This is a genomic window from Mycobacterium sp. P4_H6, from assembly GCF_056400845.1.
Window position 1 is genome coordinate 16,836 of record NZ_JBFUKN010000040.1, and the last position, 14,665, is coordinate 31,500.

Annotated in this window: 18 protein-coding genes and 1 tRNA gene; 8 read left to right on the top strand and 11 right to left on the bottom strand. The window is 67.9% G+C overall.

What is annotated here, in order from left to right:
* Window positions 1-56: 56 nt before the first annotated feature.
* Both AC1DTF_RS17630 and AC1DTF_RS17635 read left to right on the top strand, forming a co-directional pair.
* On the top strand, window positions 57-371 hold the full coding sequence (locus tag AC1DTF_RS17630; protein WP_057167990.1) for a hypothetical protein: 315 nt from the start codon (window positions 57-59) through the stop codon (window positions 369-371).
* A complete protein-coding gene (locus AC1DTF_RS17635; RefSeq protein WP_477474992.1) occupies window positions 371-1,528 on the top strand; it encodes a winged helix DNA-binding domain-containing protein in 1,158 nt (385 codons plus the stop codon). The genes AC1DTF_RS17630 and AC1DTF_RS17635 overlap by 1 nt, the downstream gene beginning before the upstream one ends.
* A 6-nt stretch (window positions 1,529-1,534) precedes the next feature.
* Here AC1DTF_RS17635 and AC1DTF_RS17640 read toward each other — a convergent pair whose 3' ends face one another.
* A complete protein-coding gene (locus AC1DTF_RS17640; protein ID WP_057167988.1) occupies window positions 1,535-2,179 on the bottom strand; it encodes a hypothetical protein in 645 nt (214 codons plus the stop codon).
* 75 nt (window positions 2,180-2,254) lie between these two features.
* Here AC1DTF_RS17640 and AC1DTF_RS17645 point away from each other — a divergent pair, with 75 nt between their 5' ends.
* On the top strand, window positions 2,255-3,052 hold the full coding sequence (locus AC1DTF_RS17645) for a TIGR03620 family F420-dependent LLM class oxidoreductase (RefSeq protein WP_477474993.1): 798 nt from the start codon (window positions 2,255-2,257) through the stop codon (window positions 3,050-3,052).
* Here the strand turns inward: AC1DTF_RS17645 and uvrA are convergent.
* A complete protein-coding gene (gene uvrA / locus AC1DTF_RS17650; RefSeq protein ID WP_057167986.1) occupies window positions 3,042-5,960 on the bottom strand; it encodes an excinuclease ABC subunit UvrA in 2,919 nt (972 codons plus the stop codon). The two genes, AC1DTF_RS17645 and uvrA, sit on opposite strands and share 11 nt — an antisense overlap.
* Before the next feature lie 98 nt (window positions 5,961-6,058).
* Here uvrA and AC1DTF_RS17655 point away from each other — a divergent pair, with 98 nt between their 5' ends.
* Together AC1DTF_RS17655 and AC1DTF_RS17660 are read left to right on the top strand one after the other, a co-directional pair.
* Window positions 6,059-6,733 (top strand): MBL fold metallo-hydrolase, encoded by a 675-nt coding sequence (locus tag AC1DTF_RS17655; RefSeq protein WP_477474994.1) that lies wholly within the window; start codon window positions 6,059-6,061, stop codon window positions 6,731-6,733.
* Window positions 6,727-7,224 (top strand): DUF427 domain-containing protein, encoded by a 498-nt coding sequence (locus AC1DTF_RS17660; RefSeq protein WP_477474995.1) that lies wholly within the window; start codon window positions 6,727-6,729, stop codon window positions 7,222-7,224. Before AC1DTF_RS17655 ends, AC1DTF_RS17660 begins: the two co-directional genes overlap by 7 nt.
* Before the next feature lie 3 nt (window positions 7,225-7,227).
* Here AC1DTF_RS17660 and AC1DTF_RS17665 read toward each other — a convergent pair whose 3' ends face one another.
* The 3 genes from AC1DTF_RS17665 to AC1DTF_RS17675 form a co-directional block, all read right to left on the bottom strand.
* Window positions 7,228-8,142 (bottom strand): LLM class F420-dependent oxidoreductase, encoded by a 915-nt coding sequence (locus tag AC1DTF_RS17665; RefSeq protein ID WP_477474996.1) that lies wholly within the window; start codon window positions 8,140-8,142, stop codon window positions 7,228-7,230.
* Complete coding sequence (locus AC1DTF_RS17670; RefSeq protein ID WP_477474997.1) at window positions 8,139-9,293, bottom strand: acyl-CoA dehydrogenase family protein; 1,155 nt, start codon at window positions 9,291-9,293, stop codon at window positions 8,139-8,141. The genes AC1DTF_RS17665 and AC1DTF_RS17670 overlap by 4 nt, the downstream gene beginning before the upstream one ends.
* Window positions 9,294-9,412: 119 nt before the next feature.
* Complete coding sequence (locus AC1DTF_RS17675) at window positions 9,413-9,856, bottom strand: universal stress protein (protein WP_057167981.1); 444 nt, start codon at window positions 9,854-9,856, stop codon at window positions 9,413-9,415.
* A 272-nt stretch (window positions 9,857-10,128) separates the two neighbouring features.
* On the opposite strand from AC1DTF_RS17675, the gene AC1DTF_RS17680 reads away from it, so the two are divergent.
* A complete protein-coding gene (locus tag AC1DTF_RS17680) occupies window positions 10,129-10,983 on the top strand; it encodes an SDR family oxidoreductase (RefSeq protein ID WP_477475014.1) in 855 nt (284 codons plus the stop codon).
* Window positions 10,984-11,044: 61 nt separating this feature from the next.
* Here the strand turns inward: AC1DTF_RS17680 and AC1DTF_RS17685 are convergent, their stop codons facing one another.
* Genes AC1DTF_RS17685 through AC1DTF_RS17705 form a run of 5 tightly spaced genes read right to left on the bottom strand, consistent with a single transcriptional unit; the run spans window position 11,045 to window position 13,319 of the window.
* Window positions 11,045-11,602: an Asp23/Gls24 family envelope stress response protein gene (locus AC1DTF_RS17685; RefSeq protein WP_477474998.1), complete on the bottom strand. Its 558-nt coding sequence runs from the start codon at window positions 11,600-11,602 to the stop codon at window positions 11,045-11,047.
* On the bottom strand, window positions 11,599-12,354 hold the full coding sequence (locus AC1DTF_RS17690) for an Asp23/Gls24 family envelope stress response protein (RefSeq protein WP_477474999.1): 756 nt from the start codon (window positions 12,352-12,354) through the stop codon (window positions 11,599-11,601). The genes AC1DTF_RS17685 and AC1DTF_RS17690 overlap by 4 nt, the downstream gene beginning before the upstream one ends.
* A 1-nt stretch (window position 12,355) precedes the next feature.
* Window positions 12,356-12,538, bottom strand: a complete 183-nt coding sequence (locus AC1DTF_RS17695; protein ID WP_057167977.1) for a hypothetical protein — start codon at window positions 12,536-12,538, stop codon at window positions 12,356-12,358.
* Window positions 12,539-12,546: 8 nt separating this feature from the next.
* Window positions 12,547-12,846, bottom strand: coding sequence for a hypothetical protein (locus AC1DTF_RS17700; RefSeq protein WP_057167976.1), 300 nt, complete (start codon window positions 12,844-12,846; stop codon window positions 12,547-12,549).
* The gene (locus AC1DTF_RS17705) at window positions 12,843-13,319 is read right to left on the bottom strand and encodes an Asp23/Gls24 family envelope stress response protein (protein ID WP_057167975.1); all 477 of its coding nucleotides are present in this window, start codon (window positions 13,317-13,319) and stop codon (window positions 12,843-12,845) included. Before AC1DTF_RS17705 ends, AC1DTF_RS17700 begins: the two co-directional genes overlap by 4 nt.
* Before the next feature lie 143 nt (window positions 13,320-13,462).
* On the opposite strand from AC1DTF_RS17705, the gene AC1DTF_RS17710 reads away from it, so the two are divergent.
* Window positions 13,463-14,008 carry an RNA polymerase sigma factor gene (locus tag AC1DTF_RS17710; RefSeq protein ID WP_156409213.1) on the top strand — a complete coding sequence of 182 codons (546 nt, stop codon included), beginning with the start codon at window positions 13,463-13,465 and terminating at the stop codon, window positions 14,006-14,008.
* Window positions 14,009-14,058: 50 nt separating this feature from the next.
* On the top strand, window positions 14,059-14,571 hold the full coding sequence (locus AC1DTF_RS17715) for a hypothetical protein (protein ID WP_477475000.1): 513 nt from the start codon (window positions 14,059-14,061) through the stop codon (window positions 14,569-14,571).
* Window positions 14,572-14,581: 10 nt separating this feature from the next.
* Here AC1DTF_RS17715 and AC1DTF_RS17720 read toward each other — a convergent pair.
* Window positions 14,582-14,655 (bottom strand) — tRNA-Cys (locus AC1DTF_RS17720).
* Window positions 14,656-14,665 lie beyond the last annotated feature (10 nt).

The following is a 14,665-nucleotide window of genomic DNA, read 5'->3' on the forward strand; positions in this document are numbered from 1 at the left end:
ACATCCGCGCCGAATCGCTACCGATCCCAAACTTCTCCAGGAGGTACGGTGGCGTCATGCCCGATGACCAGCAGCCTTCTGCGGGTGACCCGATCGATGCCGAGGTCGTTCCGGCGGAGGACGTGCCCGCCACGCAGGCCCCGGTGGAACTCACTGCCGTCCCGGTCGATACCGGCTACACCGCTGCCGGCGTGCCGACCTTCGATTCGGTGCGCGAGAAGATCGAGAACCGCTTCGGCACCGCCATCGGTGCGGTGGAACTGGCCGAGGACACCCCCGAGGGCCGGTCGGTGGCCGAGCAGTACGAGGCGCGGCAGCAGGCAGCCGCCGAGCGGCTCAAGCAGATCCGCGAATCGATGAACCGCGACTAGTGCGTTCGTTCACCCTTGCCGAGAGGCGCGCCCGGTTGGCCCGGCGGCACTTTCTCGGCGATCAAGGAACCGATGCGGCGACGGTGACATCGGCATTGGTGGGTCTGCACGCCACCGATCCGGCCACCCCGTATCTGTCGCTGTGGGCCAGGATTCCGGGTTTCGACCGTGCCGATCTGGATGCCACGCTCTACCGGGAGCGGACGCTGGTCAAACATCTCGCGATGCGCCGCACGCTGTGGGTGGTGCGGGCCGACGGTATTTCGGCGGTGCAGGCAGCATCCAGTGACCGGGTGGCCGACAGCGAGAGCCGCAAGTTGATCGCCGACGTCGAGAAGGCCGGGGTGGCCACCGACGGCGCCGAGTGGTTGCGCACCGCATGCGCGGCGGTGCTGGCGTATCTGGAGGCCAACGGTCCAACCGGCGCGACCCAGCTGCGCACGGCGTTGCCGGAACTGGCGGGGACGTATGATCCGGCACCCGGGAAGCCTTGGGGCGGAGACACTCCCCTGTCGCCGCGGGTCATCACCGTGCTCGCCGTCCGGGGCCAGGTGGTCCGCGGACCGAACCAGGGCGGCTGGACATCATCGCGTCCGCTGTGGGTATCTGCCGCGTCCTGGCTCGAGACATCGGATGCCGCCGAGCCCGACGGCGCCAGCGCGGAGTTGGTGCGCATCTGGCTGCGCGCTTTCGGCCCCGCCACCGTCGCCGACATCAAGTGGTGGTTCGGCCATACCCTGACCTGGACCCGGCGTGCGCTGGCCGACATCGGTGCGGTCGAGGTGGACCTGCACGGCACGCCGGCGGTGGCGCTGCCCGATGACCTGGACCCGGAACCGGCTGCCGAGCCGTGGTGCGCGCTGCTGCCCGGTCTGGATGTCACGACCATGGGCTGGGTCGACCGCGACTGGTACCTGGAGGGGCTGCGCGATCAGGTGTTCGACAACCGCGGCAACGCCGGGCCCACGGCGTGGGCGGACGGCCGGGTGGTCGGTGGCTGGCGGCAATCCGGCGATGGACGGGTCGAACTGCAGATCGTCACCGATGTCAGCCGCAGGACCCAGAAGGCGTTGCAGCGCAAGGCCGATGAGCTGACCGAATGGCTCGGCGGAGCGGTGATCAAACCACGGTTCCCCTCGCCGCTGTCGAAGAGCTGATCGGGACTAACCCAGAGCCCGATAGATGAAACGGTCCATCTCGCCCTCGGGTAGATAGGGTTCCAGCCGCAAGGTCACGGTGCGCCCCACGAATCGCTCGTCGGAGTCGTCCAGCGCGCGCACCTGGGCTGCTGCCCGGTCGGTGACACAGAAGCCATCCGCCGAGATGGCGAGGTTGTCGAACGCCGCCTCGGTATCGGCGTAGCGGCCGGGGCCGCGATTGAGCCGCTCCAACAGTGCCAGCGACTCCAGTCCGCTGAGCGACAGGATGTCCTTGCCCTCGAGAACCAGCGGGCGCTGATTCGTTGCCGGCATGATCTCGACGAGGCGGTCGGCCCGGTAACCGAGGACGAGGCCCGGATTGCCACGCGTTTCGGTCACGCTGTCACCGGATGGGCCGCTTTCCGCATAGACGGCGATCAGGGCCTGTTTCTCTTCCTCGCTCATCGCGTCGCCGAACTTCTCYAGCGTGTCGCGGAGCAGGTCATCCGGAATCCGATCGTCGCCGCGACCTGTTACGGCTCCGTATGTACCGGACAGCGCGTCCACCTGCGCCGTAGACATGCCGAATTCCAGCTTTCCCAATCCTTTTCGCGGAAATACCGTCCAGTCGCCCGCTACCGCCACCACGATCCCCGTCTCGTACCACATGATCCGACTGGTGCCACTTTAGTGCCAAGCCACAGCTCTTGACCTCAACCAACGTTGCGGTTCTACCGTGGCGGCATGGAACTCGGCCGCTATGGATTCACCGTCGACCCCACATCTGCCCATGCCCGCGAGATCGAGGATCTCGGGTTTCGTACGCTGTGGGTCAACGGCGGCCAGATCGACCGTCTCGATGTCCTGACCGATCTGCTGGCCGCCACCGCGCGTGCGGTGATCGCGCCCGCCATCATCCCGCCTGACGTGTACGGCACCGACGCGGTGATCGCGCTGTACCGCCGCGCCGAGGTGACGGCACCGGGCCGGCTGATGATCGGACTGGGCTCATCGCAACACAAACCGCTGGCAGCACTGTCCGAGTACCTGGACGATCTGGATCCGATACCCCGAAACCGGCGCCTGCTGGCGGCATTCGGCCCGCGCACACTGGCCGTCGCCCGGGATCGTTTCGCCGGCGCCATGCCGGGGATGATCACTCCGGACTACACCATGCGGGCGCGGCAGCGGCTCGGCGACGGCGCGCAGTTGATCGTCGGCCTGTACGCGGTCCTCGACACCGATCCCGACACGGCCAGGGAGACGGCCCGCACACCCCTGCGGTTTCTGATGGGCATGCGTAGTTACGCCGATTCGGCACGCCGACAAGGCTTTACCGAACGTGATATCGAGACGCTCAGCGATGCCCTGGTGGACAGGGTGATCGCCCGGGGCAGTGCCTCCGACATCGCGGCCCGCGCCCGGCAGCACCTGGCGGCCGGCGCCGACCACGTCTATTTCAGCGTGCTGTCCGACGGGGCCCAGCCGAGCGGGCTGGCAGCCGCCCGGCTGCTGTCCTCAGCGGTAGGGATCAGGCACTGACCTTGGCGCGGCGCCGACGTGTTTTCGGTGCCGGCACGACCTCTTCGGTCGCCCCATCCAGCATGTCGACGAGGAATTGCCCGGTGTAACTCTCCGGCGTCGCCGCGACATCCTCGGGAGTGCCTTGCGCCACCACCGTGCCACCGCCGGCACCGCCTTCGGGGCCCATGTCCACGATCCAGTCCGAGGTCTTGATGACGTCGAGGTTGTGCTCGATGACGATCACCGTGTTGCCCTTGTCGACAAGGCCGTTGATGACCTTGAGCAGCTTGCGGATGTCCTCGAAATGCAGGCCGGTGGTCGGCTCGTCCAGGATGTAGACGGTGCGGCCGGTGGAGCGCTTCTGCAATTCGGCGGCCAGCTTCACCCGCTGCGCCTCACCACCGGACAGCGTCGGGGCGGGCTGTCCCAGCCGGACGTAACCGAGCCCGACGTCGACCAGCGTCTTGAGGTAGCGGTGGATCGAGGTGATCGGCTCGAAGAACTCGGTGGCCTCCTCGATCGGCATGTCCAGCACCTCGGAGATGGTCTTGCCCTTGTAGTGCACTTCGAGGGTCTCCCGGTTGTACCGGGCGCCGTGGCACACCTCGCAGGGCACGTACACGTCCGGCAGGAAGTTCATCTCGATCTTCAGCGTGCCGTCACCGGAACAGGCCTCGCAGCGACCGCCCTTGACGTTGAACGAGAATCGGCCCGGCTGGTAGCCGCGCACCTTCGCCTCGGTGGTGGCGGCGAACAGGGTGCGGATCTTGTCGAACACCCCGGTGTAGGTGGCCGGGTTGGACCGCGGGGTCCGCCCGATCGGCGACTGGTCGACGCGCACCAGCTTGTCGAGCTGATCGATGCCGTTGATGCGGGTGTGCCGCCCCGGCACCTGCCGGGCGCCGTTGAGCTTGTTGGCCAGCACGGTCGCCAGGATGTCGTTGACCAGCGTCGACTTGCCCGAGCCGGACACCCCGGTGACCGAGGTGAGCACCCCGAGCGGGAAGGTCACGTCGACCTCCCTGAGGTTGTGCTCCCGCGCTCCGACGACGGTGAGCTGGCGCTTGCGGTCCACCGGTCGGCGGATCGCGGGAACCTCGATGCTCTCCTTGCCGGAAAGGTAAGCGCCGGTGAGGGATTCCGGGTTCTTCAGCAGGTCCTTATAGGTTCCGCTGTGCACGATGCGCCCGCCGTGTTCGCCGGCGTACGGGCCGATGTCGACCACCCAGTCGGCGTGCGCGATGGTGTCCAGATCGTGTTCCACCACGATGAGCGTGTTGCCCAGATTGCGCAGCCGCACCAGCGTCTCGATGAGCTTGCGGTTGTCGCGCTGATGCAGGCCGATCGACGGCTCGTCGAGCACGTAGAGCACCCCGACCAGGCCGGAGCCGATCTGGGTGGCCAGCCGGATCCGTTGCGCCTCACCACCGGACAGCGTCGCCGCCGCCCGCGACAGCGACAGGTATTCCAGACCGACGTCGAGCAGGAAGCCCAGCCGGGACTGGATCTCCTTGAGCACCTGACCGGCGATGGCCTGCTCGCGGGTACCCAGGGTGAGGGCGTTGAGGAACTCGGCGCAGTCGGCGATGGACAGCTCGGCGACCTCGGCGATCGACTTGGCGCCGTGCGTGCCTGCGGCCAGCGTCACCGCGAGGATCTCGGGCTTGAGCCGGGTCCCGGAGCATTCGGGGCACGGGATGTCCCGCATGAAGCCCTCGTAGCGTTCCTTCATCTGCTCGGAGTCGGTCTGCTCCATGCGGCGCTGCAGGAACGCCAGCACGCCCTCGAAGTCCGCGTAGTAGGACCGGGTGCGTCCATAGCGGTTCTTGTAGCGCACGTGCACCTGATGGTCGGAGCCCTCCAGGATGGCCTTGCGCGCCTTGGCGGGCAGTTTCTTCCACGGGGTGTTGACATCGAAGCCGAGCTCGTCGCCCAGGCCCGACATCATCCGGGTGAAGTACTCGGCGGTGTGACCCATCGACCACGGGGCGACGGCACCCTCGGCGAGTGTCATCTCCGGGTCGGGGACCACCAGGTCGGGGTCGACCTCCTTCTTGATGCCCAGGCCGGTGCATTCGGGGCAGGCGCCGTAGGGCGAGTTGAAGGAGAACGACCGCGGTTCGAGATCGTCGACGGCCAGCGGGTGCCCGTTCGGGCAGGCCAGCTTCTCCGAGAAACGCTGTTCGCGGTGCGGGTGGCCCTCCTCGCGGTCGACGAATTCGAGCACGAGGATGCCGTCGGCCAGCCCCAGCGCGGTCTCCACCGAGTCGGTGAGGCGCTGCTTGCTGCTCGCCTTGACGGTGAGGCGGTCGACGACCACCTCGATATCGTGTTTCTCCTGCTTCTTGAGCTTCGGCGGGTCGGTCAGCGGGTAGACCACGCCGTCGACGCGCACCCGGCTGTAACCCTGCGAGTTGAGCTTGTCGAAGAGGTCGACGAACTCACCCTTACGGGTGCGCACCACCGGGGCCAGCACCTGGAACTTGGCGCCCTCCTCCATGGCCAGCACCTGGTCGACGATCTGCTGCGGGGTCTGCCGGGCGATGCGCTCCCCACAGACCGGGCAGTGCGGGGTACCGGCGCGGGCATAGAGCAGACGCAGGTAGTCGTAGACCTCGGTGATGGTGCCGACGGTGGAGCGCGGGTTGCGGTTGGTGGACTTCTGGTCGATCGACACCGCCGGGGACAGGCCCTCGATGAAGTCGACGTCGGGCTTGTCCATCTGCCCAAGGAACTGGCGCGCATACGCCGACAGCGATTCGACGTAGCGGCGCTGGCCCTCGGCGAAGATCGTGTCGAAGGCCAGCGAGGACTTCCCCGAGCCGGACAGGCCGGTGAACACGATCAAGGCGTCGCGCGGCAGATCAAGGTCAACTCCGCGCAGGTTGTGCTCGCGCGCACCCTTGACGATCAGACGGTCAGACACACTTCCCCTTTTCAGTCCTGCCCAAGGCACAAGAACTCACGGCCAATGCTAGGTGCACCCACCGACAAGCCGGAGTCGAGCCGGATAGCGTGGGACGAATGACAGCCCTCGTCGAGAACTACACCGGCCATGTCGAGCCCGGTACCGCGGCACGGCGCACCCTGCCCGCAGCGACCATCGTCAAAGCTTCGGTCGGCCCGATGGACAACAACGCTTACCTCATCTCGTGTTCCTCGACCGGAAAAACCCTGCTCATCGACGCCGCCAATGACGCCGACCAGCTCGTCGAGCTGATCAGGGAACACGCCCCCGACATCGCGCTCATCGTGACCAGCCACCAGCACTACGACCACTGGCAGGCCCTACAGGCCGTGACCGAGGCCACCGGCGCCCCGACCGCGGCGCATGCGCTGGACGCCGAACCGCTGCCCGTCACCCCGGACCGCATCCTCGCCGACGGCGACACCGTCACCGTCGGCGAACTCACGTTCGACGTCATTCACCTCCAAGGTCATACCGAGGGCTCGGTCGCTCTCGCCCTCAAGGGCGCCGACGGTGAGGTCACCCATCTGTTCACCGGGGATTGCCTGTTCCCCGGCGGGGTCGGCAAGACCTGGAAGGACGGTGACTTCGACCGGCTGCTCGGCGACGTGTCGAGCAAGGTGTTCGACGTATACCCGGATTCCACCGTGATCTACCCCGGCCATGGCGACGACACCACCCTGGGCGCCGAACGACCGCACCTGGCCGAGTGGAAACAACGCGGATGGTGAGACCCGCGCCCGACAAACCCGGCCCCGGCCAGGAGTCTGTCTGGGACTACCCGCGCCCGCCGCGACTCGAGGAGTTCCGCGGCTCGATCACCATCGACCTCGGCGGCGAACGGATCGCGTCGACGGACCGTGGCTGGCGGGTGCTGGAAACCAGCCATCCGCCCACGTACTACCTGCCGCGGGCGGCCTTCCTTCCCGGCGCGCTGCGGGCCGCCCCCGGCTCGTCGTGGTGTGAATGGAAGGGTCAGGCCGCCTACTTCGACCTGGTCGCCGGGGACACCGTGGCGCCACGGGCGGCGTGGACGTACCTGTCACCGACCGCCGGGTTCGCGCCGCTGACCGGGGCTCTCGCGGTGATGGCCGCCGCGGTTGATCGCTGCACGGTCAACGGCGAAGACGTCCTTCCCCAGCCGGGTGGTTTTTATGGCGGCTGGATCACCAGCTGGGTCACCGGGCCGTTCAAGGGCATTCCCGGATCGATGGGCTGGTGAGCGTCAGAGCTTCGCGATGACCTGCTCACCGAACTGGGCGATGACGTCGGTCGCGTGCGCCAGGCTGTCGCCGGGCACCTGGACCTGAATCCAGGTCACCCCCAGATCGGCGAGCTGCTGAACACCGCCCAGATACGCGGAGGCGTCGAAGGACTCGGTACCGGGCACCCCACCGACGGCGTTGCTGAAGGTGATGTCCACCGTCGCCGGGTCCCGGCCCGCCCCGTCGAGGCGCCGGCGCAGATCCTCGATTCCCGCGGTCAGGGTCTCCAGCGAATCCATCGGGTCGGTCCGCGCGGTCTGGGCCAGCACGCCGGCCGCCGGGAACGGACACCAGCCGTCACCGTATTCGGCGACGCGGCGACGTGCCGCGGCGGTGTTGCCGCCGATCCAGATCGGCGGCGGCGAGGTGGGCCGGGGGTGCGCGGTGATGCCTGCGGCGGTGAAATGCCTGCCCTCGAAGCTGATGTCATCTGCGCTCCAGACCGCCCTGATGACCTGCAGCGCCTCTTCGACCAATGCGCCGCGTTCGTCGAAATCAACACCGAGCGAAGCAAATTCGCGCTTGAGATAGCCCACTCCGACGGCGAGGGTGAATCGGCCGCCCGAGAGCAGATCCAGCGTCGCACCGGCCTTGGCGACGACGAACGGGTTCCGGTAGGGCAGTACCACCACGTTCGGGATGAGCCGCAGCGTGGTGGTGTGCGCCGCAGCGAATCCCATGGCCACGAAGGGATCCAGGGCGTCGTGTCCGCCGGCGTCCAGCCATCGCTGGGTCGGCGCGGGATGATCGGTGAAACCGAACCCACCGAACCCCGCGGCTTCGGCGGCTGCGGCCACCGCCGCCACACCGGCGCCGTTGACCAGTTCCGGGTTGTAGGGATGGCTGTGCATCGGATGGGTGAACGCGAACTTCATCGAACTCCTTTCGGCGGAGCGTAAATCGGCCGCTGCAGGCCGAGAGCGTGCTGCGCGATCATGTTGCGGAAGACTTCCAGGGTTCCGCCGTAGATACCGGTCGGGCCGGCCAGCCTGAAGATGTGCTCGGCTCCCCCGTTGTCGGCGGCCCCCGGGGTGTCGACCGGCAACGTACCCGCGGGGCCGAGCAGGTCCATCAGATCGGGCGCGATGTCACGCATGGTCTGTGCGATGGCGACCCGGCCGTACATGTCGGATGCACTCATGGCCGCCTCCAGGCGCGCCACCGCACGGCCCAACCGGTGATCGGGCGCGACGATGCGGGCAACACCGTCGACGGCATCGGCGGTCAACAGGATGTGCTCGGTCATGGTGGCGATCTTCTGCAGGCCGCCGGCCTCGCGCTCGATGGTGCCGTGTTCGGCGTTGAGCGCCTCGCGCAGCACCGACCAGCCTCCGTTCACTTCCCCGATGCGGTACTCGTCGTCGACCCGCACGTCGGTGTAGAAGGTGATGTTGGTGCGGTCACCGTCGACCGTGCGGATGGGCTGGATCTCCACGCCGGGCGCATCCATGGGCACCAGGAACATGGTGAGGCTCTGATGTTTCGGCGCGGCCGGGTCGGTGTTGGTGATCAGGAAGACGTACTGGGCGTTCTGGGCATTCGAGGTGAACATCTTGGAGCCATTGACAATCCACGCTGATCCATCCGCTTCTCGCGTCGCACGTGTCTTGCAGGTTGCCACGTCCGAGCCGCCATCGGGCTCGGTGTAGCCCAGACAGAGCCGCAGCTCGCCGGAGAGCACTCCGGGCAGTATCCGGGCCACCAGTTCTGGCGCACCGAAGGCCTGCACCGACTTCGCGACCATCGCCGTTGTGCCCCAATGGAACCACGGGGTGCGGGCGCGGCCGATCTCCAGTTCCCAGATGCGCCGGCGCACGGCGCTGAAGCCACCGTCGACCTCGGACCGGTAATCGGCGGCCAGATAGCCTGCCGCCCCGAGCGCCAGATGCACTGTCTCGTCGAAGTTCTCGCCGGTCTCCCGGTCTCGGCGCCGCACCTCCTCGGTGACGACCCCGGCAAGGAAGCCGCGCAACTCCTGCCGGAATGCGTCATCCTCGGCTGACAGCTCGACCCGGGAGAAGTCCACCCGACCACCGTGACACTTGAGMGCCTATTTGTAAAGATCAACCCGCACGCGCCAAAAACCGAGGCCCGGCGCCACCGGTGAGGGTGACGCCGGGCCTCGGCGGGTGAGTCTGACGAAGGTCAGGACGTGTGCACGATGAGCACGTCGATCTTCGATCGGCGGGCCACATTGGCGGGCACCGACCCGAGCAGGCGGCCCGCGATGGTGCTCAGACCGACGTTGCCGACCACCAGCAGGTCGGCCTTCTCGGCCTCGGCGAGCTCGACGAGCGCGTCGACGGGGGCGCCGACGACAGCCTTTTCCACCACTTCGGTGGCACCGGCGGCCTTCGCCCGATCGGTCGCCTCGCGCAGGATCGCGTAGATCGGTGCGTTGCCGGTCGCCTTGTAGCCCTCATCCTTGAGGACATCGGCTGCGTGATGATCCTCGCTCTGCGGGAAGTAGGCGGTCGCGATGACTACGCGCGCACCCGACCCTCCGGCAATCTCCCCGGCCCGGTCCACCGCACGCAGCGACGAATCAGATCCGTCCGTGCCGACCACCACGGTCCGATAGGCGCTCATTCATGCCCTCCCAGTGTCGATTGCTAAGCCACCCGAGACATTAACGCGTTGCTGGACGGCCATGGGGTCGATTCACCACACGCGGCGCGTCCGGCGCTGTCTCGTCGGCGCTGTTCGACTGTTGATGCTAGACCGAAAGTGCGCACCCGCGGGCGATCAGTGAGCAACGTGACGGTCCCGTCGCCGGTGTTTGCGGGCCGCACGCGGGCCTGGGAGTGAGCCGGGTCAACCCGATACGGATGACGCGACGGATGTCACTTATGTTGTGAGGTATCGGTACTTACGCGATCACCGGATCGGCTTCCGGCATGGGATCACAGGCGGCTCGTCAGCTCACCGCGCGGGGTCATCGGGTCATCGGCGTCGATCTCAGGGATGCCGACATCATCGCAGACCTCTCCGAACCCGCAGGGCGACGTGCCGCGGCAGACGAGGTGCTCGCGGCGGCAGGTGGCGTGCTCGACGGGGCCGTGCTCGCGGCAGGCCTGGGTCCCGGGTCCGGCGCCGATCGCAATCGGCTGATCGCGCAGGTGAACTTCCTCGGCGTCGTCGAGCCCCTCATGGCGTGGCGTCCGGCGCTGGCCGCGGCGAACCGGGCGAAAGTGGTCGTGATCGCCAGCAACTCCACCACCACGGTGCCGATGGTGCCTCGCCGCACCATCAACGCCCTGCTCGCGCACGACCCGGACATGGCGGTCCGCAGCCTTCGCCTACTCGGCGGACGCGGTTCGGCGCTGATGTACGCGGCTTCCAAGATCGCGGTCAGCCGGTGGGTGCGCCGAAATGCGGTGACGCCGCCATGGGCGGGCGCCGGGATCCGGCTGAACGCGCTCGCACCGGGCGCCATCATGACGCCACTGCTGGAAGCTCAGCTCGCCGAACCCATGGAGGGCAAGGCCGTGCGCAGGTTCCCGATTCCCGTCGGCGGGTTCGGTGCAGCCGACCAGCTGGCGGACTGGATCACGTTCATGTTGTCGGACTCCGCCGACTTTCTCTGCGGCAGCGTCATTTTCGTCGATGGCGGGACGGATGCGTTCTTCCGCACCGACGATTGGCCGCGCGGGGTACCGGCACGCGTGCTCCCGCGCTACCTGTGGCGCTTCGCCCGGGGCACGCCGGAGGCCTGACCGCAGCGGACGGTGGCCGGGCCGCAGTACCGGCACCGAAAGATGTTGCCTCCGCTGTTGTTCAGGCCGGCTTCGGTTTCACCTTGTCGGCCGGCACCGGACGCACCAGCAGTTGGAACTCGATATCGGTGTCCGCTGCCCGCCGCACGTCCTCGGCGCAGTGCCGTGCCAGCCGGCGAACCTGCGCGGGTGTCGTGGTCGGCGGCACATCTGTCGTGATACGTACTGTCGGCCGCCCATTCGCCGTCCGGGTCGCGGCCTTGGCCGACTGCACCGCAGGGTGCCGGGCGAGATCCTCGGCCGCGGCATCGGCGACGCGCGCCAGATCCACCGCGCCGACGTGCTCGGTCTCCATCGCTCGCACCGACCGTGGCCGGAAGTGCATGAGCGACAACCATGCACCGATGAGTACGGCGACCGCGCCGCCGGTGCCCAGCGCGAGGGACCACCACGGCCATTCGGCGGCCCGCCCCACCGCCGACACGTCGATCCGGGCCGCGACCTCGCGTGCGAATGTCACATCGAGGCCGTAGCCGATCACCACCGCCGATCCGGCCAGCAGAATCAGAGCGAACATTGCGGTGATGACCCGGTCTGTCGCCCGCATCCAAGGTGTCATCGAGCTTCTCCTGCGCTGTCGAGGTGAACGGTCTCGCCGTCGGGGAACGCCCAGTCGCGGGCCTTGCTCCGCGGTACCCAGATGTGGTCACCGACGGAGACGTGCGTACGGCGCCGTGGTGTCACCGAGGCGACGAGCAGCACCAACCCCACCACCGCGGCGGCCACCGCGAGCGGCCAGACCCACCATTGCCACTGCAGACCCGCGGCCCACCGGAGCGCCGGAGCGATCCACGGATCGGCGGAGGTGAGCGCTTCCCGGATCGCCACCGCACCCGCGGCGATGAGTCCGACAGCGATCAGCACCCCGCTGTAGGTGGCGGTGGCGGCGCGGCGGGGCGCGAACCGGCGGTGCCGGACCTCGATCGGGCCGGCGCCCGGATCGTCGTCGTACGCGTCGGCGACCTGGGCCGGCGTGCGATCGGATTCGACGCGGGTGACGGTGACCTCGACACGGTCGGGGTGCTCGGCCAGGGTGGCCGCGAGCTCGCCGGCCACCGCCGCGCGCACCGCGTCCAGCACCGCGGCCCCTTCGACCGGCCAGGCGGCGGCTATCTGGACGTCGACGGTCCCGGCTCCCCGGTCGCCGCCGAGGGTGACGGCGGGCAGTGTGCGCCCGGGAACCATGGTGCGCCGGGCCAGCACCCCGGGCACCGAGAGTGCGGCGCGCTCGATGAGCTGCCGTCGGACGCGGTCGTCGATGACGGTGCGCCCGCGTGCGGCCGGCAGCGGCGCCACCACATCGCTGGTCACGTCAGCGCCCGGACCGACGGCCGAGGGCGGTCAGGTCGACCGTTCCATCGAGGTGCGCACCTACCGCCGCACCTGCGGCACCCAGGACGAGTGCCAGCAGGAATCCGATCAGTCCGCCGGTGACGGCGGCGATGGCCAGCAGTAACCCGGCGAAAACTCCTGGTAGCAGAAACTTTCCGGTCATTGCTTCTCCTATGTGTTGATCGTGGGTGAGGTTGATGGGGGTGCCGCGACATCTCCGACGACGACATCGACGGGCACTCCGGCGGCGGTGCTGGCGGCGTCCCGTACCCGCTCCGCGGTTTCCAGCAGGGCGGATCTGAGTTCGAGGATCACGTGCACCTTGCCGCTCGTGCCGTCCAGTCGGACTCCTCCGACGATGCGTCCCGGCAGGTACGTGGCGGGCACGCCCGGTCCGGAATGCAGACCGATCACGCCGTCCACGGCAGATACCGCCGCGATGACGCGATCGATCCGCTCACCCGGTGTCACTGGACCCGGGGCTGCGCATCGGCCGTGATCGCCGCGCCATCCTCGTCTTCGGCGAAATGCACGTCGTGGACGGTGATGTTCACCTCGGTCACTTCGAGGCCGGTCATGTTCTCGACCGCGGAGATGACGTTGTTGCGGATGCCTTCGGCCAGATCGTGGATGGCCACGCCGTACTCGGCGACGATGCCGATGTCGACGGCGGCCTGCCGCTCGCCCACCTCGACGCTGACACCCTGGGTCAGACTGGTGCTTCCCGGCAAAGTCTCGCGAAGTTTCCCGACGACCCGCGCAGCCTGCCCACCGAGATCGTGCACACCGTCCACCTCACGGGTGGCGATGCCCGCGATCTTGGACACCACCACGTCGGCAATGGTCGTCACGCCGTGGTCGGATACGAGCTTCTCCAGTTCCTTGCCTGCGGTATCTGACTGCACGGCGGAGCTGACCTCACGGGACTGGGTTGCGGCGGTCATCAGCGTCTCCTTCAATCGTTTTCCAGCTCGGATGCGTTCATCCGGCTCATAGGGTTAGACGCCGCCGGGAGCGCGATGCGCACGCCCACGAGACGTAAAACACATCTGGTTTGGAATCTTCGTTTTGTGGACAACATGCCGGAGTGCTGGACTCGCTGCCCGATGAGACGCTTGCCCGACGCGCTCAACGTGGCGATTCCGCTGCGTTCGATGTGCTGGTCGTTCGGCACGCGCCTGCATTGCTGAAATTTGTCAGGCAAACCTATCCCGAGTCGAGTGACTGCGACGACATCGTCCAGGAGACCTTCATAGCGGCATGGAAGGCATTACCGACGTTCGCGTTCCGGTCGAAGTTTCGTACCTGGCTGTACTCGCTGGCGTCACGCAAGACGATCGACGCCCTGCGGCGGAGGCGACCCCAGAACGATCTGGACTCGGCGCCGGAGAGCGTCGATTCCCGGCCGGGTCCCGGCCAACAGGCCGAGCACGCCGCCTTCCTGTCGGCGCTGCACCGCGAGCTCGCCGGATTGCCGTATCCGGCCCGCGCCGCGTGGTGGTTACGTGAGGTGTACGACCTGCCGCTGGCCGAGATCGCCACGGTGCTGCACACGACGGAGGGGTCGGTGCGAGGTCTGTTGCAGCGCACCCGAAAACGCCTGGCCACAACCCTCGAGGAGTTTCGTCCATGAGAACCGCCCGGCTGTACACCAGCAGCCACGTGCGTAAGACTGGAGGACACATGAGCACGGCAGCCGAGGACGACTACGAAGCCACCGCCGAGTCGGCGGCGTGGATCGCCGATGCCACCCGGCGTTTCGCCGGACTTGCCGAGGCGGATGCCGACGCCGACCCGCGTTGGGCCGAAACAGGTTCCGCACTGAGCCGGCTGCGCGCCGGTATCGCGCAACGCATTTCGGCGCTGCCACGGCAGGGCAAGTTGATCCGCACTTCGCGACCGGGCATCAGCGTCAGCCACATCGCACTGGCCAAGCTGCTGACGTCGGCACTGGCCGAGCCGGCGGCGTCGGTGGCGGCCGCTGTCGCCGACGTGCAGCTGACGGTCACCGACCGCACACTGTCGGCGGTCCACATCCACCTCATCGGTATCGGCGCCGACGAGCGCGACCGGACCTATCTGCAGGACGGGGACGCGCTGCGCGCGGACGCCGCGCTCGTGCTGCGCGAGGCCATCGGCGACAGTTCCGCCGAGATCACGGCCATCTGGGACGACCTCGTGGTGGTCGGCCCGTAGGCCTGATTGCTGGAGCGAGTGACGGGATTCGAACCCGTGTAAACGGCTTTGCAGGCCGGTGCCTAGCCACTCAGCCACACCCGCAGCACCTGAC